Origin of the sequence: Rhodococcus baikonurensis (genome assembly GCF_040489275.1) — a bacterium.
Lineage (GTDB): Bacteria > Actinomycetota > Actinomycetes > Mycobacteriales > Mycobacteriaceae > Rhodococcus_F > Rhodococcus_F baikonurensis.
Genome location: NZ_JBEUOQ010000010.1, coordinates 53,016 through 78,497, shown reverse-complemented (window position 1 = coordinate 78,497; position 25,482 = coordinate 53,016). Strand labels below are relative to the sequence as shown.

At 62.5% G+C, this 25,482-nt stretch carries 23 protein-coding genes and 1 tRNA gene; 14 read left to right on the top strand and 10 right to left on the bottom strand.

All coding sequences use genetic code 11. The features are described 5' to 3' along the window. Positions 1-105: 105 nt before the first annotated feature. From ABWI03_RS22180 to ABWI03_RS22150, 7 genes are all read left to right on the top strand, one after another. Complete coding sequence (locus tag ABWI03_RS22180; RefSeq protein ID WP_298776298.1) at positions 106-2,076, top strand: alpha-ketoacid dehydrogenase subunit alpha/beta; 1,971 nt, start codon at positions 106-108, stop codon at positions 2,074-2,076. After that, positions 2,070-3,692 carry an AMP-binding protein gene (locus ABWI03_RS22175; protein ID WP_200312910.1) on the top strand — a complete coding sequence of 541 codons (1,623 nt, stop codon included), beginning with the start codon at positions 2,070-2,072 and terminating at the stop codon, positions 3,690-3,692. Before ABWI03_RS22180 ends, ABWI03_RS22175 begins: the two co-directional genes overlap by 7 nt. Then, positions 3,661-4,416: a helix-turn-helix domain-containing protein gene (locus ABWI03_RS22170; RefSeq protein ID WP_200312911.1), complete on the top strand. Its 756-nt coding sequence runs from the start codon at positions 3,661-3,663 to the stop codon at positions 4,414-4,416. The genes ABWI03_RS22175 and ABWI03_RS22170 overlap by 32 nt, the downstream gene beginning before the upstream one ends. 112 nt (positions 4,417-4,528) lie before the next feature. Beyond that, positions 4,529-5,083 (top strand): Fur family transcriptional regulator, encoded by a 555-nt coding sequence (locus ABWI03_RS22165; RefSeq protein WP_095969646.1) that lies wholly within the window; start codon positions 4,529-4,531, stop codon positions 5,081-5,083. Positions 5,084-5,114: 31 nt separating this feature from the next. Then, positions 5,115-6,566 (top strand): catalase, encoded by a 1,452-nt coding sequence (locus ABWI03_RS22160; RefSeq protein ID WP_298776293.1) that lies wholly within the window; start codon positions 5,115-5,117, stop codon positions 6,564-6,566. Between the two features lie 269 nt (positions 6,567-6,835). Continuing rightward, positions 6,836-7,522 carry an HAD family hydrolase gene (locus tag ABWI03_RS22155; RefSeq protein ID WP_124566735.1) on the top strand — a complete coding sequence of 229 codons (687 nt, stop codon included), beginning with the start codon at positions 6,836-6,838 and terminating at the stop codon, positions 7,520-7,522. Between the two features lie 6 nt (positions 7,523-7,528). Continuing rightward, a complete protein-coding gene (locus tag ABWI03_RS22150) occupies positions 7,529-8,518 on the top strand; it encodes an LLM class F420-dependent oxidoreductase (RefSeq protein WP_298776290.1) in 990 nt (329 codons plus the stop codon). Here ABWI03_RS22150 and ABWI03_RS22145 read toward each other — a convergent pair. Beyond that, positions 8,415-9,794: a sensor histidine kinase gene (locus ABWI03_RS22145; RefSeq protein WP_298776288.1), complete on the bottom strand. Its 1,380-nt coding sequence runs from the start codon at positions 9,792-9,794 to the stop codon at positions 8,415-8,417. The genes ABWI03_RS22150 and ABWI03_RS22145 overlap by 104 nt on opposite strands. Continuing rightward, positions 9,791-10,495, bottom strand: a complete 705-nt coding sequence (locus tag ABWI03_RS22140; protein ID WP_296554993.1) for a response regulator transcription factor — start codon at positions 10,493-10,495, stop codon at positions 9,791-9,793. The genes ABWI03_RS22145 and ABWI03_RS22140 overlap by 4 nt, the downstream gene beginning before the upstream one ends. 167 nt (positions 10,496-10,662) lie before the next feature. On the opposite strand from ABWI03_RS22140, the gene ABWI03_RS22135 reads away from it, so the two are divergent. From ABWI03_RS22135 to ABWI03_RS22125, 3 genes are all read left to right on the top strand, one after another. Next, positions 10,663-11,127: a light harvesting protein subunit alpha gene (locus tag ABWI03_RS22135; RefSeq protein ID WP_235171158.1), complete on the top strand. Its 465-nt coding sequence runs from the start codon at positions 10,663-10,665 to the stop codon at positions 11,125-11,127. Positions 11,128-11,347: 220 nt separating this feature from the next. After that, positions 11,348-12,151 carry a metal-dependent hydrolase gene (locus ABWI03_RS22130; RefSeq protein ID WP_007732353.1) on the top strand — a complete coding sequence of 268 codons (804 nt, stop codon included), beginning with the start codon at positions 11,348-11,350 and terminating at the stop codon, positions 12,149-12,151. 97 nt (positions 12,152-12,248) lie between these two features. Then, positions 12,249-14,015 carry a cholesterol oxidase substrate-binding domain-containing protein gene (locus tag ABWI03_RS22125; RefSeq protein WP_298776284.1) on the top strand — a complete coding sequence of 589 codons (1,767 nt, stop codon included), beginning with the start codon at positions 12,249-12,251 and terminating at the stop codon, positions 14,013-14,015. A gap of 5 nt (positions 14,016-14,020) precedes the next feature. On the opposite strand, the gene ABWI03_RS22120 is transcribed toward ABWI03_RS22125, so the two are convergent. Beyond that, complete coding sequence (locus ABWI03_RS22120) at positions 14,021-14,689, bottom strand: DUF6891 domain-containing protein (protein WP_298776282.1); 669 nt, start codon at positions 14,687-14,689, stop codon at positions 14,021-14,023. 89 nt (positions 14,690-14,778) lie between these two features. Further along, positions 14,779-16,395 (bottom strand): DHA2 family efflux MFS transporter permease subunit, encoded by a 1,617-nt coding sequence (locus tag ABWI03_RS22115; protein WP_166811839.1) that lies wholly within the window; start codon positions 16,393-16,395, stop codon positions 14,779-14,781. Between the two features lie 120 nt (positions 16,396-16,515). Here ABWI03_RS22115 and ABWI03_RS22110 point away from each other — a divergent pair, with 120 nt between their 5' ends. Continuing rightward, the gene (locus ABWI03_RS22110) at positions 16,516-16,992 is read left to right on the top strand and encodes a MarR family winged helix-turn-helix transcriptional regulator (protein WP_095969655.1); all 477 of its coding nucleotides are present in this window, start codon (positions 16,516-16,518) and stop codon (positions 16,990-16,992) included. Positions 16,993-17,049: 57 nt separating this feature from the next. On the opposite strand, the gene ABWI03_RS22105 is transcribed toward ABWI03_RS22110, so the two are convergent. Next, a complete protein-coding gene (locus ABWI03_RS22105; protein WP_298776278.1) occupies positions 17,050-18,081 on the bottom strand; it encodes an ABC transporter substrate-binding protein in 1,032 nt (343 codons plus the stop codon). Positions 18,082-18,270: 189 nt separating this feature from the next. Between ABWI03_RS22105 and ABWI03_RS22100 the strand changes: the two genes are divergently transcribed. Next, positions 18,271-19,827 carry an acyl-CoA synthetase gene (locus tag ABWI03_RS22100; protein WP_298776275.1) on the top strand — a complete coding sequence of 519 codons (1,557 nt, stop codon included), beginning with the start codon at positions 18,271-18,273 and terminating at the stop codon, positions 19,825-19,827. 1 nt (position 19,828) lies between these two features. Here the strand turns inward: ABWI03_RS22100 and ABWI03_RS22095 are convergent, their stop codons facing one another. The 4 genes from ABWI03_RS22095 to ABWI03_RS22080 all read right to left on the bottom strand — a co-directional run bounded on the left by ABWI03_RS22095 (position 19,829) and on the right by ABWI03_RS22080 (position 21,777). Then, positions 19,829-20,182, bottom strand: coding sequence for a VOC family protein (locus tag ABWI03_RS22095; RefSeq protein ID WP_298776273.1), 354 nt, complete (start codon positions 20,180-20,182; stop codon positions 19,829-19,831). 100 nt (positions 20,183-20,282) lie between these two features. Further along, complete coding sequence (locus tag ABWI03_RS22090) at positions 20,283-20,606, bottom strand: hypothetical protein (protein WP_298776271.1); 324 nt, start codon at positions 20,604-20,606, stop codon at positions 20,283-20,285. Positions 20,607-20,680: 74 nt separating this feature from the next. Then, positions 20,681-20,754 (bottom strand) — tRNA-Pro (locus tag ABWI03_RS22085). Between the two features lie 54 nt (positions 20,755-20,808). Beyond that, entirely contained in the window at positions 20,809-21,777 is a 969-nt protein-coding gene (locus ABWI03_RS22080) for a metallophosphoesterase (RefSeq protein WP_298776268.1), read from the bottom strand. 132 nt (positions 21,778-21,909) lie between these two features. On the opposite strand from ABWI03_RS22080, the gene ABWI03_RS22075 reads away from it, so the two are divergent. Further along, entirely contained in the window at positions 21,910-22,386 is a 477-nt protein-coding gene (locus ABWI03_RS22075) for a GatB/YqeY domain-containing protein (protein WP_003943491.1), read from the top strand. Between the two features lie 95 nt (positions 22,387-22,481). On the opposite strand, the gene ABWI03_RS22070 is transcribed toward ABWI03_RS22075, so the two are convergent. After that, positions 22,482-24,851, bottom strand: a complete 2,370-nt coding sequence (locus tag ABWI03_RS22070) for a penicillin-binding protein (RefSeq protein ID WP_003943525.1) — start codon at positions 24,849-24,851, stop codon at positions 22,482-22,484. 293 nt (positions 24,852-25,144) lie between these two features. On the opposite strand from ABWI03_RS22070, the gene ABWI03_RS22065 reads away from it, so the two are divergent. Continuing rightward, positions 25,145-25,468, top strand: a complete 324-nt coding sequence (locus tag ABWI03_RS22065; RefSeq protein ID WP_007732375.1) for a WhiB family transcriptional regulator — start codon at positions 25,145-25,147, stop codon at positions 25,466-25,468. Positions 25,469-25,482: the final 14 nt, after the last annotated feature.

The following is a 25,482-nucleotide window of genomic DNA, read 5'->3' as shown; positions in this document are numbered from 1 at the left end:
TGTCAAGTGTCACTGGACAGCAAGGAAAATCCGTCGGTATAGTCCTGCTCACCCACTGCGCATGTATTCGTAACGAGCGCAGCATTATTGGAGGTGTTCCGGCTCGTGAACGGCGAAGAAGTCCTGTGTGCCTACGAAAAGATGTTGTTGATCCGTGTGATGGAGGAGCGCATCTCGGCGCTCTACAAGGGCGACATCATTCCCGGATTCGTTCACACCTCGATAGGTCAAGAGGCATGCGCGGTGGGGGCTCTCACTCATGCGCGGGTCAGTGACGTCATCACCTCGACGCACCGCGGGCACGGTCATGTTCTGGCCAAAGGTCTCGAGCCCGACCGGATGATGGCGGAGTTGATGGGAAAGGTCACCGGGGCCAACAACGGCCGGGGCGGTTCGATGCACGTCGCCGATCCCCGCCTGGGAATCTTCGGTGCGAACGGCATCGTGGGCGCAGGGTTGCCGATCGCCCTCGGTGCGGCTTTCGCTGCCAAGGATCGCGGTGAGGGTGATCTGGTCGTGGCGTTCTTCGGTGACGGGGCGATCGCGACCGGCGCGTTCCACGAGGCGATGAACATGGCCGCGCTGTGGAAACTGCCGATCATCTTCCTGTGCGAGAACAATGGGTTCTCGGAGTTCTCCTCGACGGCGGATCAGCATCCGGTCCCGATCTCTGCGCGCGCAGCGGGATACGGAATGGAATCGATCACGCTGGCAGGCAACGACGTCGAGGCAGTCGCCGACGGTATTCGGCCGGTGTACGCGCAGGTGCGAGGCGGCAGTGGTCCGGTGTTCGTCGAGGTCACGACCCTGCGGGTGCACGGGCACTACGAGGGCGATCCGCAGGTGTACCGCGACAAGGACGAGATGGCCCGAGGCATTCTCGCGGCCGATCCACTGACGGTGACGCGGGGCCGACTTCGGGAGCGAGGCATCGGGGACGATGTCCTCGATCTGGTGGACAAGCGGGTGAGGGCGGTGGTCGACGAGGCGGAGCGTTTCGCGCGGGCGTCGCCGCAACCGGAGGCGTCGAGCGTGATGGAGTACATCTATTCACCGCGACGTGTCTATCCGCCGGGCCACCTCGACGTGAGTATCGACGCGGGTGGTGCAGCGGTGTCGCAGTCCAAGATCATCAAAGCCGCGCTCGACGACTCCCTGGGGGCGGATCCGGATGTGTTTCTTGCCGGTATCGATGTTGCCGGCGGGAATGTTTTCGGTCTGACCAGGGGATTGGCCGCGAAGTATCCGGGGCGGGTGTTCGATACTCCGATCTCGGAATCGGCGATCATGGGCCTTGCCGTCGGCTCCGCGATGGCAGGCCGAAGACCTGTCGTGGAACTGATGTACCTCGATTTTCTCGGGGTGTGTCTGGATCAACTGATGAATCAGGCGGCGAAGTTGCGGTTCATGACGGGCGGCGCAGCCAGTCTGCCGTTGGTGGTGCGGACGCAGTTCGGTTCCGGCAGATCGTCGGGTGGCCAGCATTCGCAGAGTCTCGAAGCGCTGTTGGCGCACATCCCTGGACTGACTGTGCTCATGCCCAGTTCGGGCGCCGATGCGTACGGCCTGCTGCGGGCAGCGATCGAGGACGACAACCCCGTGATGTTCATCGAACATCGACTGCTGTACGAGAAGAAAAATTTGTTGCCGAGCAAGGATTTTCGGGTTCCGATCGGAAAGGCGGCGGTGACGAGGCCAGGGTCGGACGTCACCATTGTCTCGTGGTCGAGGATGGCGATGCACGCTTTGATTGCGGCGGAGTCGTTGGCAGACGAAGGGATCGATGCGGAGGTCATCGATCTACGAACGATTGCTCCACTCGATCGGGAGACCATTCTCGAATCCTTCGGTCGGACCAACCGGATGGTCATTGCTCAGGAAGCGGTGGTGGACTTCGGCGTCGGAGCCGAGATCGCAGCGTTGGCAGTAGATTCCGGTTTCTACTCGCTGGACGCCCCGGTGGTACGGGTGGGAGCACGGTACGCACCCGCACCCTATGCGCCGGTGCTCGAACGTGAGTGGGAAGTCGGGCCTGACGACATCGTTGCAGCTGTTCGGCGGGTGATGTCATGCTGAGCGCTACCCGTCCGCGGGCGATGACCGGCGGAGGTCCGGTGCTGCCTGAGATGCTTCTCGATGCTCTGCATCGAGATCCCGAGGCACTGGCCCTTGTCGATGGCAGTGCGCGGTGGACGTACCGGGCATTGGTGGACGCTTCGACGAGATTTGCAGGCGCGCTGCATAAATCAGGGTTCGAGCCTGGAGAAGTGGTACTCGTTCAGCTGCCGAACTGGTGGGAATCCGTGGTTGCGGCCTGGGGTACATGGCTTGCCGGCGGCATTCTCCTTCCGGTAGTCCCGATCTACCGCGCACACGAGTTGTCCTTCATCATCGAGCAAGCTGAGCCGACGGTGATCGTCGCCCCGCAGGAATACCGCGGATATCGTCACGTCGAGCAATTCGGGACCGTACTCCGTGATCTGGGCCGAGAGATTCTTCTCGTGGAAGCTCGCGGCGAAGGTGGGTTGCGGCGCACCACGTTCGACGACTTTCTGGACTTCGGGACGGCGTCGAACAGGCCCGACCGCCACGCGGATCCCGACGATGTCGCCCTCGTTCTCTACACGTCCGGAACCACTTCGGCTCCGAAAGGCGTTCTGCACACTCACCGGACCCTGATGGCCGAGAGTTCGAGCATGATTGCGCACTGCGGCGTGGATTCGCACGATCGAATCTTCATGCCTTCGCCGTTGCCCCACATCACCGGGATTTCGTATGCGGTCGTCCTGCCGGCAGCGGCAGCCTGCTCGACGGTTCTGATGCAACGGTGGAATCCTGACGAGGCGGTTGCGTTGATCGAGCGCGAACAATGCACGTTCACCGTGAGCGCGACACCGTTTCTCCGTGGTCTTGCCGACGCGTACGAGAGTGGCGAATATCGACGATCCCAGCTGACCCGATTCGTGTGTGGTGGGGCCGGGATTCCGCCCGAGTTGGTGCGCCGGGCCCATCGCGTGATGGGGACAGCGGTTGTACGTACCTACGGATCGACGGAACTTCCGACTCTCGTCATGGGTGATCCTTTCGGTGACATCGATTTGCAGGCCGAGGACGAAGGGGCTGTGATCGGGGGAAACGAATTCCGGCTCGGCGAAGACGACGAGCTGTTGGTGCGGGGTCCGGAACTGTTCGTCGGCTACGTCGACAGCTCGATCAACGCGGAATCGTTCACCGACGACGGCTTTTTCCGAACCGGCGACGTAGCCGCCGTGGACGGACCCGGTCAGATCCGGATCACGTCGCGAATCAAAGACATCATCAATCGGGGCGGAGAGAAATTCAGTGCTGCCGACATCGAGTGGGCCCTCGAGGCTCATCCCAACGTCGGAGAGGTGGCAGTGGTCGGGTATCCGGACGAGGAACTGGGGGAGCGCGCGTGCGCCTTCGTCGTTCCGGAGGGTGAACCACCAAGCGTTCGAGACCTGCGGATCTTCTTGCTGTCCGAAGGATTCGCTGTTCAGAAGGCTCCGGAGAGAGTCGAGACTGTCGCGTCTCTTCCTCGGACGGAGAGTGGGAAGGTTCAGAAGTTTCTCCTGCGTCGAGCGTTAGGCTTGGGCTCCGCACAGGCGGTCCCCGAGACCTACGGAAGCGAGTTCGGACATGACGGCAACCGGCGCAAAGCCACCTCGTAGGGCGGCTGAGTCGACAGCGGCTGCATCGAAGAAATCGCAACCGCGCAAGACGACTCCCCCAAAGGCGACGGCACAGAAGAAGTCGGCACAGAAGAAGTCGGCACAGAAGTCGGCGCCGGCCAAGGTGGCGGCGCGCAAACAGAAGGCGGAGGACAACGGTTTGGGGACGTCGGTAGGCAAGACGGTTCGTGCCGAACGCACGCGACAGGGAATCCCGGTTCGCGAATTGGCGAGGCGGCTCGGCGTATCGCCGTCCTTCCTGTCGCAGTTCGAACTGGGGCAGAGTCAGGCCGCGGTGAACACGCTTTTTGCGATCGCGACCGAACTCAACCTGTCGCTGGACGTGCTGCTGGGCAACAGCGTCGATCCGGAACGTGAATCCGCATCCGAAACGAAGACTCACGAACCGCGGATCTCCGACTGCCTCACCTTTCGGTCGGGTGTTCGCTGGCAACGGTTGGCGAACACTCCCGCCAACCATCACGTCCAGTTCCTCCTCACGGAGTACGAGCCCGGCGCCGACTCCGCGCCGGGCGATGCACCGCAGACCCATTCGGGTGACGACTACGGGTACGTGCTCGAAGGGACTTTGACTATCGACATCGACGGAATGCGTCGGCTGCTCAAGTCGGGTGAAGCGATCCACCTGGTCGGGAACGTTCCCCACCGGTTGCGCAACGAGACAGACGAGACGGTCAAGGCGATCTGGTTCGTCCTGGGCTGAGTAACCGGGTGCGGTGCACTGGGTGTGATGCCACTGGGTGTGACGCCGATCTCGATTCAACTTAGGCAATCCTTTTCTTGACTAATTCCAGAAAAGCGGCATACTGGGAAACATGCGAGACGGAGAGCATGACTTCGACCCCCGAGCGCAACTGCGCGCCGTCGGGTTGAGGGTCACTGCTCCGCGCCTCGCCGTGCTGGATGCGGTTACAGCCCAACCGCATTCAGACGCCGATTCTGTTGCAGCACTCGTGCGGCAGCAGCTCGGATCGGTATCCACACAGGCCGTTTACGACGTGCTGAAGGCATGCGTGAACGCAGGATTGCTGCGACGCATCGAGCCGGCGGGTTCACCCGCCCGGTTCGAGACGAGAACTGGTGACAACCACCATCACCTCGTCTGTCGCGGCTGCGGCAAGGTCGTCGACGTCGATTGTGTTGTCGGCCAAGCTCCCTGCCTCGAACCTTCCGATAATCACGGCTTCGAAATCGACGAAGCTGAGGTCGTGTTCTGGGGCCGTTGCGAAGATTGCCTGAAGAAGTCTGCCGAATCCGACACCGCGTCGGACACGGTCTCGCAGAATCGAATTGATGCGTCCAGAACCTCCGAGCCAGCCCCTTCGCATGCAGCCCATGCGTTCGGCTCGGATGCAGCCCCGCTCCTCTGACGCCCAGCCCACAACGCTAGGAGGCTTCGCCATGACCAAGCCCACCACCAACAATTTCGGTATCGCGGTCGCAAGTGATGACGAATCGCTGACCGCGGGTATTCAGGGGCCGGTGCTCCTTCACGACTACTACCTGATCGAGAAGCTCGCGCAGTTCAACCGCGAGCGTGTCCCGGAGCGCATCGTCCACGCCAAGGGCGGCGGTGCTTTCGGTGAACTCGTCATCACACACGACGTCAGCAAGTACACGAAGGCCGCGTTCCTGCAGCCGGGTAAGAAGACCGAGTCGCTCGTCCGCTTCTCCACCGTCGCCGGTGAGCAGGGCAGCCCGGACACCTGGCGCGATCCGCGCGGTTTTGCGATGAAGTTCTACACCGAAGAGGGAAACTACGACCTCGTCGGCAACAACACCCCGGTGTTCTTCATCAAGGACGCGATCAAGTTCCCCGACTTCATTCGTTCGCAGAAGCGACTGCCGGGTTCCGGCCTTCGTGACCACGACATGCAGTGGGACTTCTGGACGCTGCGTCCCGAGACTGCTCACCAGGTGACCTGGCTGATGGGTGACCGCGGTATCCCGAAGACCTGGCGCAACATGGACGGTTTCGGATCGCACACCTACCAGTGGGTCAACGCTGCGGGTGAACGCTTCTGGGTGAAGTACCACTTCAAGACCGATCAGGGCATCGAATTCCTGACGCAGGCCGAGGCAGACAGCCTCGCCGGTAGCGATCCCGACTACCACCGTGCGGATCTGTACAACGCCATCGAGGCAGGCAATTTCCCGAGTTGGACCCTCAAGGTCCAGATCATGCCCGTCGACGAGGCCGAAGGCTACCGCTTCAACCCGTTCGACCTCACCAAGGTTTGGTCTCAGAAGGACTACCCGCTGATCGAGGTCGGCAAGTGGACGCTGAACCGCAACCCGGAGAACTTCTTCGCGCAGATCGAGCAGGCGTCGTTCGAGCCGTCGAACGTGGTGCCCGGCATCGGATTCAGCCCGGACAAGATGCTTCTCGGCCGCGTCTTCTCCTACGCCGACGCACATCGTTACCGTATCGGCACCAACTACGCCGACCTGCCGGTCAACGCCCCGAAGAACGAGGTGAACTCCTACTCCAAGGAGGGCGCCATGCGGTACAGCTTCAATTCCCCGTCGACGCCGGTGTACGCACCGAACTCGTACGGCGGACCGCATGCCGATCCGTCGGTTGCCGGTGACGAAGGACTGTGGGCGTTCGACGGCAAGGCAGTGCGCGCCGGATACATCGAGCACGCCGAAGACGGCGACTTCACGCAAGCCGGAACGCTGGTTCGTGAGGTTCTCGACGACGCTGCTCGTGAGCGCCTGGTGAGCAACATCGTCGGCCACGCACTTGCGGGCGTCAGTGAAGAAGTTCTGCTGCGTGTCTTCGAATACTGGAAGAACGTCGACGCTGATTTGGGTAAACGCGTCGAAGAGGGTGTACGCGCAGGTCAGTGACCCGCTGACATGAGCATCGCTTAGGTGTACCGAATGCGGACCGCTGCAAGGGAAATCACTTCCCCGCGGCGGTCCGTTTTCGTCTGCCCGACTACAGCAGTGCGAACCAGTAGACGAAGCATGCGAGAAGAAACACAACTACTGACTCCATGACGACACCCCTGTTCGACGTGCACTTCTGCTGTTCGCACTCTCCATGATCCGCTTCTCGAGCGGAGAATGCTCGGGGCACAAGTTTCGCGAACGGAAGTGTTGGGCAGTCAATTCCCATGGCAATAGGTGCAGTTCTCTTCGACATCGACGGAACGCTCGTCGATTCCAACTATCTGCATGTAGAAGCGTGGTCACGAGCCTTCTTCGAGGTAGGTCGCCCGGTTGACGCGTGGCGGGTGCACCGCAGCATCGGAATGGACGGCGACCAACTGTTGGAGACGCTGCTCGGGGAAGACATCGACGGGTGCGGGCCGCGGGCCAAAGAACTTCACACCACGTACTACCGGCAGTCGGCCGATCGTCTCCGAGTGCTGCCGGGAGCGCGCGAGTTGATCCGCCGAGTTCACTCGCTCGGACTGCACGTGGTGCTCGCTACCTCGGCGCCTGACGACGAACTGAAGTTGCTTCGCCAGACGCTCGACATCGACGAAATGATTTACGCCGCCACCTCTTCGGAATCCGTCGAGGAGGCAAAACCTGATCCGGACCTGATCGAGGTCGCGCTCGCGAAGGCAGGTGTCGACGCGGGCGAGGCGGTCATGGTCGGGGATGCCGTCTGGGACATGAAGGCGGCGACATGGGCGGGCGTTGTGGCTGTGGGAGTGCGCAGCGGCGGCATGTCGACCGACGAACTCGAAGGCGCGGGTGCGGCGGCCGTGTACGACGACGCCCGCGATCTTCTCGACCACCTCGACGGCAGTGTGATCTCCGAACTCGTTTCAGGCCAAGATACCGGGAGTTGATCAGTGATGGCACGATTCGGCTACACCTTGATGACGGAACAGGCAGGCCCGAAAGAACTGGTTCGCCATGCAATTCGGGCCGAGGAAGTCGGCTTCGACTTCGAAGTGATGAGTGATCACTACTCGCCGTGGCTGACCGAGCAGGGGCATGCGCCCTATGCCTGGTCGGTGCTGGGGGCAGTCGCCCACGCCACCGAGCGAGTCGGATTGATGACGTATGTGACGTGTCCGACCGTGAGGTACCACCCCGCCGTCGTCGCTCAGAAAGCTGCGACGATCCAGATCCTCGCGGACGGTCGCTTCACCCTGGGGTTGGGTAGTGGCGAGAGCCTGAACGAGCATGTGGTTGGCGAGGGTTGGCCGTCCATCGACACCCGCCAGGACATGCTGCAAGAGGCGGTGAGCATCATTCGCGCACTGCTCGCCGGAGATCTGGTGAGCTGGAAGGGGGAGTACTTCGACGTCCAGTCCGCCAGGATCTGGGATCTCCCGGAGAACCCGGTTCCTCTGGCGCTGGCCATGTCCGGAGACAAGTCCGTCGAGCGTTTCGGTCCGATGGCCGACGATCTGATTGCCGTGCAACCTGATTCGGATCTGGTGCACCAGTGGAAGCACGTGCACGGCCGGGCATACGGATTGGCTCCCGCAGGACGGACCATCGGTCAGATTCCGATCTCGTGGGACCCTGATCGCGACACGGCAATTGCCCGAGCTCATCAGCAGTTCCGCTGGTTCGGCGGCGGGTGGTCCGTGAATTCCGAACTGCCGACGCCGGCGAGCTTCTCGGGTGCGACTCAGTTCGTGCGCAAAGAGGATGTAGCTGAAAGCATTCCGTGTGGTCCCGATCTGGATGTGATCGTCGAGGCGGTCAAGGCATACACGGACGCCGGATTCACCGATGTGGCACTGGTACAGATCGGTGGAGATACCCAAGACCGATTCTTCGACGAGGCTGCCAAGCCGCTGCTCGAGGCTCTGCACGTCGAATTGGGTTGATCGAGAAGATCAATCGAGTTCCGCCTAGTGGGCTCTTGTCGAGTCGCGCGCTACCGCCGTGCAGTCGCGCCTGCTGCGCCACGAGGGCCAACCCCAAACCGCTTCCGGCGTCGCCCGCACCGGTGCCACGAACAAATCGTTCGAACATCGCTTCGCGTTCCGAAGGCGCGATCACGGTGCCGTTGTCGTCGACGAATACCGTCGCCGAACCGGTGGCGGCCCCTGATCGGACGGTGATCTCGACTTCGTCGGCATTGCCGTGCCGAACGGAGTTGGTGACGGCGTTGGTCAACACCAGACGGATGCCCGCGGGGAAGGCCTGAACCGAAAGTTCTTCCGGTGCTTTCAAGCGAACGTCGACCTGAGGGTGCAGACGGCCCGCATCCGCGACAGCGCGATCGGCAACTTCCACGAGATCGACGTCGGCACAATCCTCGGGATCGGCCACTTCACCCAGGGCGAGTGTCTCCAGATCGGTCAAGGTGCGCTCGATCTGGCGCTGCGCTTCCAATAATTCGCTGGACAGTTCGCGCCGTTGGCTTTCCGTGAGATCCAGCGTCGCGAGAACTTCCAGATCGGTGCGCATCGACGTGAGAGGTGTGCGCAGTTCGTGGGCGGAGACGCGAGCAAAATCGCGTGCCGACTCCAACGCCTCCTCGGTGCGGCTTCGATCGCTCTCGATGCGACTGAGCATGCTGTGGATTGCCTCCGACAGTTCTTCGGCTTCGCGCGTTCCACGTACCGACGGTGCCCGGCGCGAGAGTCCTTCGACATCGAGGTTGTTGCCTATGGAACTGGTGGTCTCGGTCAATTGCTGGAGAGGGCGGACGGCACGGCCCGTGAGGAACCAGCCGAGCCCGGCCGAGGCAAGGATGGCGACCACTGCCGCAGCGGCCACTTGGAACTGCTGCTCACGGATTGCCTGGGTCAGTGGGTCTTCGGGGATACTGACAGCCAGTGCGGCGCCGCTGTCGCCGGGTACGAGAACATCGCGACTGCGAACATCGGTGGTAGCCAAGGCGCTGACGGTCGTGGCATTGAATCCAGGGCTGACGACCAATGGTTCTGTTGTTGCAGTTGGTGTTTCGATGAACAGCGGGCTCGGCGCACTCGCTGCGACACCCAGGGTGACGGAATCGAGAGTGCGTTCCAGTTGTTCGGATCCGTTGACGCGCAAGAAGACCGCGAATGCAATTCCGATCGCGGCAATCACGATTCCGGCGGCCAGACCCGAGGCGATGGCTACCCGGGTCTGAAGTGACAGCGGCCGCTTCATCGTTCGGCCCTCAGGACGAAGCCCACTCCGCGCACCGTGTGGATCACGCGGGGCGCCCCGTCGACTTCGAGTTTCTTCCGTAGATAGGTGACGAAGACGTCGACGACATTGGTGTCGGCCGCGAAGTCGTAACCCCAGACGAGTCGCAGGAGTTGTGCGCGACTGAGTACGACACCGGCATGCTCGGCGAGTACCGACAACAGGTCGAACTCTCTTTTGGTGAGTTCGATTCGCCTACCGTCGATGTGCGCTCGATGGCCACGGAGATCGACCGTCAGCGGTCCCACCGTGATCGGATGGTCGACCGACGGAGTGGCTCGCGTCGTGCGTCGAAGCAAGGCATTGAGTCTGGCGACAAGCTCCGCCAACTCGAAAGGTTTGGTGAGGTAGTCGTCGGCGCCCGCCTCCAGCCCCGCGATGCGGTCACCCACGGAACTTCGGGCACTGAGTACGCAGATCGGAACCTCGTTGCCGATTGCGCGCAGGGCCGTCACGACTCCGACGCCGTCGAGGCCGGGCATGTTGACGTCGAGAACAAGTGCGGCCGGGCATTGCTTGTTCACCGAGGCCAAGGCGGATCGTCCGTCGACGGCAGTTGCCGTGTCGAAGCCCGACAATCGAAGTCCACGTTCGAGCGAATTCAGAACCTTCGTGTCGTCGTCGACGATCAGGATGCGCTCGCGTGTACTCACCCCAGCCATGGTGCCATCGGATTACGGCCCGGGGCCTCGCTCGGAGCCAGGGCCGCCGCATTCTCATCAACTCCTAAGAAACCGACAACAGATCTGCAGTGTCGGCTTCATAACCTCGGGTTTCTCGGATGCGACCGCGCCGAGAATTCGAGAACGTTCGATCAAGGAGAACAACGATGACGCGATTGACAGTGAACGGCAAGCGGGCCCGCCGGACCGGTGTGGTGGTGGCGTCCGTGGCGGTCCTCGGTATGGCCGTGGCACCGGGAATCGCCTGGGCTTCCAATCCGATTTCCGACGGGTCGCCGGTAGCGGTGCGATCGATCGCGACCGCTCCGTCCGATGCTGGTGTGGCACCCGAAGTAGCGTGTGGTGCCACGACGCCGATATCCGACGAGGAGCTGCAGAAGCTCATCGACGAGGGCAAGGTTGTGCGCGCGGAGGAGGCCGGTACAGCCGCAATCACGATTGAAGTGCCGAGCGACGCCGCGACATTCATTGCGCGTGAAGGGGTGCCGGCGTTGCCGACCGTCGAGTGGGCTCCGACCACCGAGGGGGTTCCGGCAGAGGTGCTCGACTTGGCCGGCGTCGCTCCGCTGGAGGAAGGCATTGCCCTGTCATGCACCGTTGCTGCGGGCTGACGAGCGAAAAAAGCTCCGCATGAACCGCTTTGACCTGGAACGGTACGGCCGTACTCAACTGGGGCGAGAGGGTGGTCAACCCTGTCGGTAGCACTTGCTACGTTCGGGGCGGTCTCGGCGAGCATGCCGGGACCGTCGCCGATGGCGTCATGTGTGTGGTGTCTTGCAGAGGGTGCGGTACGGCCTGATGCGGGGCGCGTTTCGAAAGGTGTTGTGTTTCATGGTCATGGGCCCCACCCACGCGATGTCCGGTGCTGCTGTGGGGTTGGTGGTTGCAGAGTTGTTGCCTCTCGATTGGGGAGGGCCCACATCCACCGCTGAAACCTTGACCTTTGCCGGTGTGTGCGCCGGCGCCGCCTTGCTTCCCGATCTCGATACCGGTCAGTCGACGGTTTCCCGATCATTCGGTCCGCTCAGCAAAGCGCTGGCCAAAGGTATTGACGCAATTTCGGTGACCTTCTATCGCATCACCAAAGGCAAGAAAGACGGCAAGCGTCGTGGTGGGCATCGGACGCTCACGCACACCGCACTGTTTGCCGCCGGTCTGGGGGCCGGGGTCTCTGCGTTGGTTGTTCAATTCGGGAAGCCCGCCATCATCATCACGCTGTTCTTCTGCCTCGGGCTGGCCATCCGAGGGTTGGCGGGTGAATTGGCCAAGGAGAAGGGGTGGCTCGCGGTTTCCGCCGTTGCGTTGGTGCTCTCCGCCCTCACTTGGCAGTGGTATCCCAGTGAGGCCGGATCCACCGGGCTAGGTGTTGCGGTGGCACTGGGCTGCGCCACGCACTGTCTCGGCGATGCGATCACCAAGGAAGGGGTGCCGTTTCTCGCGCCCCTGATTCCGCTCGGCGGCAAGCGATGGTGGGAACAACGGCTGCCGTCATTCCTGTCCATCCGTGCAGGTGGGAACCTCGAGAAGATCCTGATCGGGCCGGCGCTGACTGTTCTGACTGCGTGGTTGATCATCAGTGCGTTCGACGGCGCCCCGGAAGCGATCTATGCCGTCTTCGCTCCGATGGTGCAGTGAGCTTCGGAAAACTTTTATTACGGAACCACTGGCATCGTAATCATATTTGTTCTACGTTCGTCCCTGACATGAACCGAGTCGGCTGACGGAGTGAGCAGTGGTGCATCGAGCAGAACCCAAGGCAGAGCACAGCTCAGGAGTAGACGGTGTGAGCCGGCGCGGATTTCTCGCAGCGAGTGCCGGTGCTGCCGCGCTGGCGGGCATTTCCTGGGCGCCGGCGGGAGCAGTGCCCTGGGGTTCGGCATCGACCATCGCGCCACCGCCCGGATTTCCGTCGGACATTCCGCTGTCACAGCAGGCATACGCCAACTGGTCGCGAGAAATCATGCTCGACAGCGTGTGGACTGCAACGGCGCGTCACAGCGGCGACGTCGTCACCCTCGCCAACTGGGCGTTCGACAACGGGTACACAGTGCGTGCGAAGGGAACGATGCACGGGTGGAGTCCGTTGACCGTGGTGCCCGGCGCGCCTTCGGATCGAGTTCTGCTGGTCGATACGATGGCGAACTTGAATTCGGTTGTGGTGCAGCACGGCACGCCCGCAACAATCACGGCGGGCGCCGGTGCCAGTATCGAAGCCATTCTGACAGCGCTCGAGCGAGAAGGGCTCGGCTGGGCGAACTCTCCGGCGATCGGTGAGCTGTCCATCGCCGGGGCACTGGCGATCGGCGCTCACGGGGCAACGTATCCGGCGGTAGGGGAGACGATCACCCCTGGTCAATCGTATGGTTCGCTGAGCAATCTGATCACCGAGATCACGGTGGTGGCGTGGGACGAAGGCAGCAATCGATACGGGCTGAAGACTTTTCGCCGATCAGATGACGAGATCACGGCTTTCCTGACTCACCTGGGCCGAACCTTCGTCACCTCCGTGACGCTGCAAGGCGGGGAGAATTATCGGCTACGGTGCCAGAGTTTCACCGACATTCCGTGGCAAGAACTCTTTGCTGCTCCCGGTTCGCCAGGGCGTACCTACGAGAGTTTTGTCGAGAAATCCGGACGGGTAGAAGCCATCTGGTTCCCGTTCACGCAAACACCGTGGCTCAAGGTCTGGACGCCGACCCCGGTCAAACCTCCGGAGTCCCGAGAGGTGAGCGGGCCGTACAACTACTTCTTCTCCGACGCGATTCCCGAAGAAGTCACCACGCCGTTGGGGATGGTGGCGCAGGGTCTTCAAGCTGCGACACCACTGTTCGGTGCCTCTCAGTTCGGAGCTGTAGCAGCAGGGTTGGTGCTGACCGACACCGACGATCTGTGGGGCTGGTCGAAGGACGTCTTGTTCTACCTGCGGCACACGACGTTGCGCGTCGTAGCGGGCGGCGGGGCAGTGATCACCAAGCGCTCCAACATCGGCCGCGTCGTCCACGAGATGACGAGTTGGCTGAACGAGCGAATGACGCACTACGCGTCGCTGGGGCAGTATCCCGTCAACATGCCGTTCGAAGTACGTCTCTGCGGTGTCGACGATAACGGCGAGGTGTTGGTCGACAGCGCCGGTGTGCCGGATCTGTCAGCGGTGCGGCCCCGCGCGGATCGTCAGGACTGGGACACGGCGATCTGGATGAACGTGGTCTCGATTCCCGGCACCGCGGGATTGCCCGCGTTCCTTCGCGAGATGGAACGGTGGATGGTCGCGAACTACTCCGGCGACTACGCGACTTTCCGTCCGGAGTGGTCGAAGGGATGGGCATTCACCGATCAGGCGGCGTACCAGGACGACGAATTCCTCACCAGCACAGTGCCTGCCACCTTCCGTGCCGGTGGAGACGGGAACTGGGACTTCGCTATCGCCACTCTCGACGAACACGACCCGCACCGCGTATTCAGCAATATGTTCCTCGACCGCGTATTGCCACCCAGCTGAATCTCCTACTGCGGGAGCGGTTTGCGCCAACGTACGTCGGTGACACGGATACGCTGATTGTTGTCACCGTTCCAGTCGATGCTCAGTCCCTGGGCTCGGAGTGCGTCGGCCACCTGGCGCCCGACGGTCTGATCGGTGTGCGCGATCATGTGTGCCTCGGCGGTTTCGTCGCCGCCGAAAGCAGCGGCGATCAGTGCGGGATCGAGATCGTGGGCAGGGCGAAACGCACTGTAGGACAAGTAGAGATCGGACGGCTCGTCGCCGAGACGCTCCGCGTCCTGCATGTGGAAGAACGTGTACGCCCACTGAGCAAAGGGATACCCGTTCTCGTCCGGTTCGGCCGGCGTGCGCTCGTCGTCGATTTCGGTAGTGCCACACTGCATGCAGCAGGTGAAGTTCATTCGGGCCACGATGCCGTTGTGCTCGAGTTCTGCGAAGGCGGCGGATAGGCGCTCGAAGTCGCCAGGAGCCGTCCACTGGGTCTGCTCCTCGAGTCTTCGGTCCCAGACCTCACGCACTATTGCGTCGATCCGTCTGCCGAGTTCATCGTTCTCGAAACCGCCCTCGACGCTGTCTCGGGCGGCTTCGCAGATTTCGTCGAACGTCGCGAAACCAGGGACTACCAGTTCGCGCGCTTGCTCACGGACAGCGACGATGTCAGCCTCACTGAGCACCGGTGCTGACCGTGACTGTGCTGACCGTGACTGTGCTGATCGTGACCAGGGCAATCGCATACCGGCACCGTACTGCACCTATTCGGCCGTCAGGCGACGTCGGCTGGTGCTTTCGTTTCCTCCTCGCTTGACGGGGCAGGCTTGTTCGGGATGAGCGCGGTGGCGATCAGACCGACCACGACGAATCCGGCCGCAAGGTATCCGCCGAGTGTGATGCCGTGAGTCATTGCAGACTGTGCAGCGTCGGCGACGAAAGCGGTGCTCGGTGACCCGGCCAGCGAGTCTATGGCGGCGCCCGCGCTGTCGGTGACAGCACGAGTCAACTGATCAGCCTGAGCTTGGTCGACACCGGATTCGGTGAGGTCGTTGTTGAGCGTGGAGTTGAGAGTGCTGAAGAAGACCGTGGTCAGGACAGCGATGCCCAGTGCGGATCCGAGTTGGCGGAACGCACTCTGAATTCCGGAGCCTTGACCGGCGCTCTGCTCGGGAATCTCCTCGAGCACGACGTTGGTCACCTGCGCAGTCGCAAAACCGACGCCGATTCCGTAGAAGAACAGCACTGCGGCGATAGTCCACCAGGGGCTGTCTGTCGCAGCGATGAATCCGAGACCGGCGAGACCGAGCGCTTCGAGGGCCAAACCGATACGGACCAAACCCAACGGCGAGACCTTCGATGCCATTCCAAAGCTCGCACCACTGGCGACGAAGCTGCCGATGGCGATGGGAACCAGTGCAAGTCCGGCCTGGAGTGCGCTGTATCCGAGCGTGAACTGAAGCCAGAGAGGAAGCACCGCAACGATTCCGAACTCGCCGAGCCCGATGATCAGCGTCGCGATGTTGCCGTTGCGGAACGACGAGATGGAGAAGAGTCGCACGTCCATCAGCGCCCGCGACGGATCGTCGCTGCGGGTGAGCATGGTTTGCCGGTAGGCGAACGCACCGAGCGACAGAACGGCGAGTACGAGCGCGACCAGAACCGGTGACGGTCCGCTGGTCCATGACAGACCGAACAGATCGAAGGGTTCCTTCGTGGTCAGCCACCCGTACGTACGTCCCTCGACGAGGCCGAAGGCGAGCAAGCCAAGGCCGGCGATGGACAGTGCCGCTCCCGTGGCGTCGATGCGCCCAGCGGTGCGGGGTGAGGGCGCGATGAACAGCACTGCGCCGATGAGAATGAGCGCAGCCAGCGGAATGTTGATCCCGAATGCCCAACGCCATGAGGCATGTTCGGCAAGCCAGCCGCCGAGCAATGGGCCGAGGGCGGAGGCTGCACCGATGGTGGAGCCCCAGACTGCGAAGGCCTGGCCGCGGGCTTTGCCGGTGAACATCGCGTTCAGCAGCGACAGTGAGGTGGGCAGGATCATGGCCGCCCCGGCGCCCTGCAGGAATCGCGCCAGTATCAGTAGACCGCCGTTCGGTGCCAGTCCGGCCAGCAGGCTCGTCGCGCCGAACACGATGACACCGGCAATGAAGATACGACGAGCGCCGACCAGATCGGCAACTCTGCCGACCAACAGCAGAAGTGCCGCGAACACGATTGCGTAGGACTCTTGGATCCATTGAGCCTGAACGGAATTGATTCCGAGATCTTCGATGATCGAGGGAACGATGACGTTGACGATGGTGGTGTCGACGACGATCAGCGCCACGCCGAGTGCAATGGCGATCAGGCCCAACCACTTGCGGGTGGTGGGTGAGATGTTCACGAATAAACCTCCATGGTGAAGTAACTTTACAATGAAGGTATATTTGAGGCGGTAAGTTGTCAACGTGCGCGCTGGGCTCTGCTGGCCGCCGTCTGGCACAGGAAAGGTGGGATCACCGAGGTGGAGGCACCGCGCGACATCTCCGTGGAGCGGGAGCGGCTGATGGACGAATTCCGCGCGTACGGTGGGACGTTCACCGAATTCAGCCATCGATTCGCGTCGTGGCTGGGTCTTCATTCCACCGATGCAACTGCCCTGATGGAAATCACCGCAGCCGAGGAGAAAGGTGCGCCGCTCTCACCCGCGCGCCTCGCGGAGCGGATCTCCTTGACGTCGGGCGCAACCACCGCGCTGCTCAATCGTCTGGAGAAGGCGGGACACATCGTCAGGACCCGAGAGAATGCAGACCGTCGCGTGGTCACGCTGCACAGCAGTGCGCATGTGCAGGATCTGGCGGACGAGTTCTTCGGGCCCCTTGCCGTGCGGCTCGACGCCATGATGGCGAAGTACCCGCCCGAACTGCTCAGTCGATTCGAGGAATTTCTCGTCGACCTGCACTCGACGATGAACGAACACCTCGAGCAGGACAACCGCTGAACAAAAAACGCCGCTCGACTCCGGAGAGTCGAGCGGCGGTCTTGGCTTCGGTGACGGCTACTTGCCGAGCTTGGCCTGCAGGTCGTCGAGAACCAGGCCGGCACCTGTCGGGCCGAGACCCAGGAACCAGGTCTCGTCGCTGACCTCGGTGGCGCGACCTTCCTTGACTGCGTCCATGCTGGCCCACAGCGGGCCGGCAACGACGGTGGTCTGGCCGGTGTCGGCGGGATCTCCGTAGCTGGAGTAGAAAATTCGGTCTCCCTCTGCTTCGGTGATAGTTTCCGGGCTGACCTCGACGGCCAGTTCGTCGATGTCCTGGATCGCCGGGCGGGGCAGGCCGACGTCCTTCAAGATGACGCCGATGAACGACAGGTTGCCGTACAGGCGCAGCTTGCCGGACATGAAGCGAACCAGTGAGATGGTGGGGGAGCCGTCGATCGACTCACGGACCTGATCCGCGTGCGTCTGGTAATCGTTGAGAACCTGCTCGGCCTTGGTCTCCTCGCCGAGCGCGTCACCGGCGAGGAGGAAGTTCTCCTTCCACGGGAAGCCGGGGCGGATACTGAAGACCGTCGGAGCGATTGCCGCGAGCTGCGGGTACAGCTTGTCCTGGCGCAACTTGCTACCGAGGATCAGATCGGGCTGCAGTGCGGTGATCGCCTCGAGGTTGAGGTTGTTGGTCGTGCCCACGTCGGGGACTCCGACCAACTTGTTTGCCAGGTACGACGGCTGACCGGCGGCACTTTCCGGGCTGGCGATGCCTACCGGGGTGATCCCGAGCGAGAGGACCTCGTCGAGTTCGCCACTGTCGAGGACCACGACGCGGGTCGGCTTGGCCTCGAGGGTGGTCTCGCCCAGAGCGTGGGTGATGGTGCGCGGGAACTCGCCGGGCGCGGCATCGCTGCCGAGCTTCGCAGTTTCCGTGTCGGCAGTGCTGAACAGCTTGCCGCCGGTCGCGACATCGGTGTTGCCGTTTGCGTTGCCGCCGGCGTCGGAAGAACCGCAGGCCGTAGCGGCAAAAACAGTCGCCAAGGCAACCATGGCGACCCGGACCGACGTGCGGCTCCGGAGAGTGGTGCGTGAATGCATTAGGCTACCCTACCTTCCGCCTATCGGGCTTGGTCAGGGAGGTATCCGCACCGTCGATACCGGGTGAACGGCGCGTCAGGTCTCGCTCAGCGGGACCTCTACGCAATTCGGACTACAGGGCTCGAGCAACGTGTTAGCTTCGCGAAAGACCTGTGCTGGTAAGTGAAGACGCGTGTAGTGAGGAATTCGATGACCCTGAACATTGCCGATCTGTTCGAGGCCGTTGCCGATGCGATCCCCGATCGAGTTCCCTTGATTCTGGAAGATTCGCGGTTGAGCTACGCCGAACTCGAACTGCGATCGAACCGCCTCGCTCATCATCTGCAGTCCGTCGGCGTCGAACCGGGCCAGCATGTCGGTATTCACATGCGTAACTGCGTCGAGTACGTCGAAGCGCTCCTGGCGTGCTTGAAGATCAGAGCGGTGCCGATCAACGTCAACTTCCGTTATACCGATGCAGAACTGCTGTACATCTACACCAACTCTCAAATGGTGGCACTGCTGGTCGAAGCAGAATTCGTGCCGACGGCTTTGGCTGTGGTTCCGCAGTGTCCGGAGATCACCCACGTGCTGATCGTCGGCGACGACTACGAGAACGCGCTTGCGGCGCAATCCGATACCCGCGACTTCGGCCCTCGCAGCAACGACGACCATTTCATCATCTACACCGGCGGTACAACCGGAATGCCCAAGGGCGTGGTGTGGCGGCACGAGGACTTCTTCTTCGCTGCGCTGTCCGGAGCAAACCTCAGCGGGCCACCGCGTCGGAGCCTCGAAGAGGTTGTGGAGGCGGCCGTGGCGAACACCAACCCGACTGTGCTGCTACTCATTCCGCCGCTCATGCATGGAGCCGCGATCTATTCACTGCTCACGGCATTTCTCATGGGAGCGCCCCGAGTGTTGACCCGCAGCTTCGATCCGATGGAGGTGCTGCGACTGGTCGAGGCCGAGAAGATCACCGGAATCACCGTCGTCGGCGATGCAATTGCTCGGCCGATCGCCGACGCCATCACCGCAAGCGAAGGGCGCTACGACCTTTCGACTCTCAAACTTATCGGGTCGGGTGGCGCATTGTTCTCCCCGAACCTGAAGGCAGAACTGACAACCCGATTGCCAGGGCTGGTGATCAAGGATGCGTTCGGTGCTTCGGAATCCGGCAACGACGGCGTCGTCGAATTCGGGGAGGACGGTTCCAAGCGAATTCGATCCAACCCCAACATGATTCTTGTCGACGACGAGTTTCGTCGTATCGAACCAGGCTCGGACACAGTCGGGTTCATCGCCAGGGCCGGCCATGTTCCCGTGGCCTACTTCGACGACCCCGTCAAGACTGCGGCAACTTTCCCCGTCGTCGACGGGGTGCGTCTGGCGGTGCTCGGGGACATGGGCACGATGGAAGCCGACGGAACCATCGTGCTGCTCGGGCGCGGTTCGATGTGCATCAACTCCGGTGGCGAGAAGGTCTACCCCGAGGAAGTGGAGCAGGCACTCAAAACTCACCCGGCAGTTTTCGACGCGCTGGTCGCGGGCGCGCCCGACGCACGATTCGGTGAGAAGGTCGCCGCTGTCGTGCAGGTTCGACCGGGGTTCGAAGATGTTGCGACGGAAGCATTGTCGGAGCACTGCCGCACCCACGTCGCCGGGTACAAGATCCCCCGCTCGATCGTGCTCGTACCAAGTATCCTCCGCTCACCCAGCGGTAAGGCGGACTACCGTTGGGCTCGCGAAACCGTAGCGGGAGTGTGAATCAACTTTCGACTCCTTTGACGACGCACCACTCGTTTCCCTCGGGATCCAGCAACACCTGAAACGTGCCTGCCGGGTCCTCCTGAACAGTGCCGACCCGAGTTGCGCCGAGGCGCTCGGCCGCCTCGGTTGCAACTACGACGTCATCCACGCTGACGTCGATGTGGAGGCGATTCTTCGTCAGCTTGGATTCCGGTACGCGCTGGAAGGCGAGGCGGGTCCATCCTGGTGGGTCGACAAACGCCCACTCCTCGCTCCGTTTCACCGGCTGCCCACCGAGGATTCCGGCCCAGAAGGTCGCCAACTGAACTGGCGCGGAGCAATCCACAACTACTTCGTCGACCTGCCCGATCACCTGTTCACAGCTCCGCTGAATGCGGCTGTCACATCTGCGCCCAATTCGGCTGTCACAGCTGCGCTGAATTCGGCTGTCACAGCTGCGCTGAATTCGGCTGTCACAGCCAGGGCTCGATCGGTTTCTTCACCCACATGATCTTCTCGTCCGGATGCTCACGCCGAGCTTCGGGTCGGTCTGGATGAGCGGCTGCCCACACGGCTTTCTCGTCGAGCAGTCCGGCCGCGATCGTCCAGGTCTCCCGCGTGCTCGGCGGATTGGCGCCCGCCGCCCGCGCGAGTTTGCGCAGCCGATCATCGGGCATCTCGAGCAACTCTGCACTGCTGATATCGCGATCCCAGGCGAACTTGGCAAGGCCGACAGCTTTCTCACGTCGGCTACGGCTCGCTATGTCGTTGTGCGCGAAGTCTGGTTCGGATGCCACGGCTTCACCTTATCGTCAACGCAATCGAGGCCCTCCCGCGTAAGCGGAAGGGCCTCGATTGCTGTTCTTCACTGTCGGGGTGGCGGGATTTGAACCCACGACCTCTTCGTCCCGAACGAAGCGCGCTACCAAGCTGCGCCACACCCCGTGTCGAACCTCGGTTAGCTTACATTACCGAGTCGACTGACATTAAATCCGCAGGTCAGTTGCGTAGAACCGACGCTGGAGACTCTGTGGAACTGTGTGCGGAGACGTGCTCCGGTTCGCGCCTGGTGGCCGGAACCAGAGTCAGCAGAGTTGCCTCGGGGCGGCAGCAGAAGCGCGCCGGTGCCCACGGCGAAGTGCCGATGCCCGCGGAGACGTGCAGCCGAGTGTGTGCGCCCCACTTGGACGGCCCCTTGACCCGCGACCGGTCGATCTGGCAGTTGGTGACCAACGCGCCGTAGAACGGAAGGCACAGCTGACCACCGTGCGTGTGGCCGGCGAGCACGAGGTCGTAGCCGTCGTCGGCGAACCGGTCGAGAACTCGAGGTTCGGGCGAGTGTGTCAGGCCGAGCTTGAGCTGGGCGACGGGATTGGGTGTTCCGGCGACGGTGTCGTAGCGATCACGCTTCAGGTGCGGGTCGTCGACGCCGGCGGCCGCAATGCGAATACCGGCCACTTCGAGTTCGCGGCGCACGTGGGTCATGTCCAGCCACCCACGTTCGGTGAACGCGGCCCGCAGATCGCCCCAGGGGAGGGGATCCCCGGTGATGCGCTTGTCCTTGTTGAAGATGTAGCTCAGTGGGTTCTTCGGTTTCGGAGCGAAGTAGTCGTTGCTGCCGAAGACGAACAGACCCGGCCGAGCCAACAGATCGCCGAGCGCCTGGACCACTGCCGGGACGCTGCGCTGGTGCGACAGGTTGTCGCCGGTGTTGACCACGAGATCGGGATCGAGGCCTTCGAGCTCACGCAACCAATTCTGTTTCAACCGTTGGTTCGGCATCATGTGCAGGTCGCTGAGATGGAGGACCCGCAGCGACGACGAACCGGGCGCCAGGACTGGCATCGTCACCTCACGCAGTGCAAATGCATTGCGTTCGATGCCGGATGCGTACCCGATCCCTAGTGCAGCGGCGCCCGCGGCACCAAGTGCGGTGCGGGTCAGATTGGTGCGGAACTGGGAAGACACCTCTCAAGGATACGGGTGTGGCGTTCTTCTGCGTCGCTCTCGCCGCCTTTTACAGCTATTCCACAGAGAATTGTGTCCGGGCGGAGGTAACTATCGGCACGCTCGAAACGCCGAGCGCGTAACGTTTCCACCATGTCCGACACGACACCATCGCTCAAAGCCACTCTCCGAACCGACATGGTTGCATCCATGAAGGCGAAGGATCCGCTACGTACAGCCACCCTTCGGATGCTCATGGCAGCCATCCAGACCGAAGAGGTGGCCGGTAAGGAAGCACGAGTCCTCACCGACGAAGAAATCATCAAAGTCCTTGCAAAGGAATCGAAGAAGCGCGGCGAATCGGCCGAGATCTACACCGAGAACGGCCGCGGAGAGCTTGCCGCGAAAGAGCGCGCCGAAGCTCAGATCATCGACGAGTACCTGCCGACTCCGTTGACCGACGCCGAACTCGTCGACGTCGTCGACACCGCCCTCGCTCAGGTTTCCGAGGAGCTCGGCGAGCGTCCGGGGATGCGTCAGATGGGCCAGGTCATCAAGGCCGCCAGCGCGCTGGCCAAGGGCAAGGCCGATGGCGCTCGTATCTCTGCAGCAGTGAAGTCCCGCCTGTAGTAGCGCGCCACCAGACCGAAAACGGCCGCGATCTCCGAGTCACTCGGAGATCGCGGCCGTTCTTGTTTTCAAAGAGCCGTCAGTTTTCAGGGCCGTCAGTTCGGCGGGGTCCCCGCAGGCGGTGCGGGTTCGCCTCCGGGCGGAGTCGCATCCGGGGGAGTCGCGCCCGGTGCCGGGGCCGCCGGGGCTGCGGGGGATGCGGGTGCTGCCGGAGCCCTCACGGAACCGTCACTGATGTAGATCGTGACGGTCGAACCCGGGATCGCGGACCCGGACGGCGAAACTCCGGTAACCGTTCCCGCCCGTGCTCCGGACGCCGTGGTCACGGAATTGACCGTGAAGCCGGACGCCTGCAACCTCGACGTCGCCGCCGACTGGCTCAGGCCGACAACCTCGGGAACCTGGCCGTTCTGTGATCCCCGTGCGTACTTCTCGTCGATCGGAGGCAGCGAGGTGGGCCCGAAGTTGTTGGCGACCGGGTTCATTGCCGCGAACCAGGATCTCGCCGGTTCGGTACCGCCGTACAGATTGCCGCTGTAGCAGGGGCGCAGCGGGCTCGAGCAGATCTCGCCGGGCGTCGGGGAGTCGCCGAAGATGTAGACGGCTGCAGCGAGGTTGTTGGTGAAGCCGAGGAACGCCGAGGACTTGTGGGTCTCGGTGGTACCGGTCTTGCCCGACATCGGCAGGCTCCATCCGGCGCTGCTCGCGGCACCGGCTGACGTACCGGCGCCGACGTCGTCGCGGCTCATGGCGTTGGCGAGTGTGTCTGCCAGGCCGGGCTCGACAACTTGCTCACAGCCCTGCTCGGTGACGGCCACAGGCTTGCCGTAGCGGTCGAAGACCGAATCGATGGGACTCGGCGGGCACCACTTGCCGTGCGAGGCGAGTGTGGCCGCGACGTTGGAGAGTTCGAGCGGGTTGATCCAGGTGGGGCCGAGGGTGAACGAACCGAGGTTCTGTTCCTTCTGGAAGTCGGCCATGCTGCGCTCGTCGAAGCCCGAGGTGTTGGGATCGGCGTACGAGCGCATGCCGAGACGGACAGCCATGTCGACCGTCGGCGTGACGCCGGTCGCCTCGATGAGCTTGACGAAAGCGGTGTTGGGGGACTGTGCCAGTGCGTCGGTCACGGACAGCGTCGGTGGGTAGTTGCCGGCGTTCTCCACGCAGTACGTCGAGACCGGGCAGCCGGCCGCACCACCGCTACCCATGCCCTTGGCTTCGAAGCGCTTGGGCACGTCCAGCGTCGCGTTGATGCCGAGGCCCTTCTCCATCGCCGCAGCCGTCGTGAAGATCTTGAAGACGGAGCCCGCACCGTCACCGGCGAGGGAGTACGGCTGCGCCTGGACGGTTTCGTCGGCGTCGGCATTGAGACCGTACGTGCGACTGCTGGCCATCGCGATGACCTTGTGTGAATCCTGGCCCGGCCGGATCACGTTCATCACGTTGGCGATGCCGTCGAGGTTGGCACTCGCGTTCGCATTCAGGCCGGCCTTGGTGGATGCCTGGACCTGCGGATCGAGAGTGGTCTTGATGAGGTAACCACCCTCGTTGATCTGGTCGCGGGTGATTCCGGCGTCCGAGAGGTACTTCAGTGCGTAGTCGCAGAAGAATCCGCGATCGCCCGCAGCGATGCAGCCGCGCGGCAAGTTGTTGGGGGTTTCCAGGACGCCGAGGGGCTCTTCCTTGGCTGCGCGGAACTCGTCGGCACGATCCGGAATGTTCGTGATCATGGTGTCGAGAACGGTGTTACGACGCTCGGTCACGCCCTCGACGTTCGTGTACGGGTTCAGAGCGGAGCTGGACTGAACCATGCCGGCCAACATCGCCGACTGGGGAACGGTCAGATCTGCGGCATCGACGCCGAAGTAGGTCTGGGCCGCGTCCTGGATGCCGAAGGATCCGTTGCCGAACGGTACGAGGTTGAGGTAACGGGTGAGGATCTCGTCTTTCGTGAGTTCCTTGTCCAGCGTCAGGGCCATCCGGATCTCGCGGATCTTTCGGGCCGGGGTGGTCTCGATGGCGGCGCGGCGCTCGGCATCCGTCTTGGCCACGACCAACAGCTGGTAGTTCTTCACATACTGCTGATCGAGTGTCGACGCGCCCTGCTGCACTTCACCGGTCGTCGTGTTGGTGAGGAAGGCGCGCAGCGTTCCCTGCCAGTCGACGCCCTTGTGGTCGGGGAACCGGCGGTCCTCGATGGAGACGATCGCCAACTTCATGTTGTTGGAGATCTTCTCGCTCGGGACTTCGAAGCGTCGTTGGTCGTACAGCCAGGCAATGGGATTGCCTGCCGCATCGACCATGGTGGACACCGCGGGGACCGTGCCTTCGACCAGTTCGGCCGAGACGTTGTCGACGGTATCGGCAGCGCGATTGGACGCGAATCCGAATCCGCCGGCCACCGGGAACATCACCCCTGCGACCAGGACACCCGCCAATGCGGAGCTTCCGGCGAGCTTCGCCACTGTTTTTGCAATCGACACGATCTACAGAGTACGTGTGCCCACCCATTGGAACCGGTTTCAGTGTTTTGGGGGTGTTCAAAACCTCCTGAACACGCGCTTTGTACTGCCGTACCAAAAAATGCCCCCGACCGTCTTGCGTTAGGGGCGTTCTTTACCTAAATTGTGATCAGTGTGATCGACGTAACACTCGATCACGAATGTGTCTCAGCTTTCACCGTGCTACCGCGGGGACGGCTGAGATGGTGCGCTGCTCGCCTCATGGCGACGGTCAGACTTTGTAGAGGGGACCCAGAATGTACACAGCCACCCCGAGTAGCCGTTTGGACATCGAGCAGGCCGAGGCACGAATTGCCTGGGTAACTCAGGCACGATGCCGCGAGGTCGACCCCGACCAACTTTTTGTTCGTGGCGCCGCGCAGCGCAAGGCAGCCACCATCTGCCGTCACTGCCCGGTCCTCATGCAGTGCGGAGCCGATGCGCTCGACAATCGCGTCGAGTTCGGTGTGTGGGGCGGAATGACCGAACGTCAGCGCCGTGCGCTGCTCAAGCAGCACCCCGACGTCGACTCCTGGTCCGAGTTCTTCGAAGACCAGCGCCAGCATCACTCAGCAGTCTGATCCAGGTCGATCGG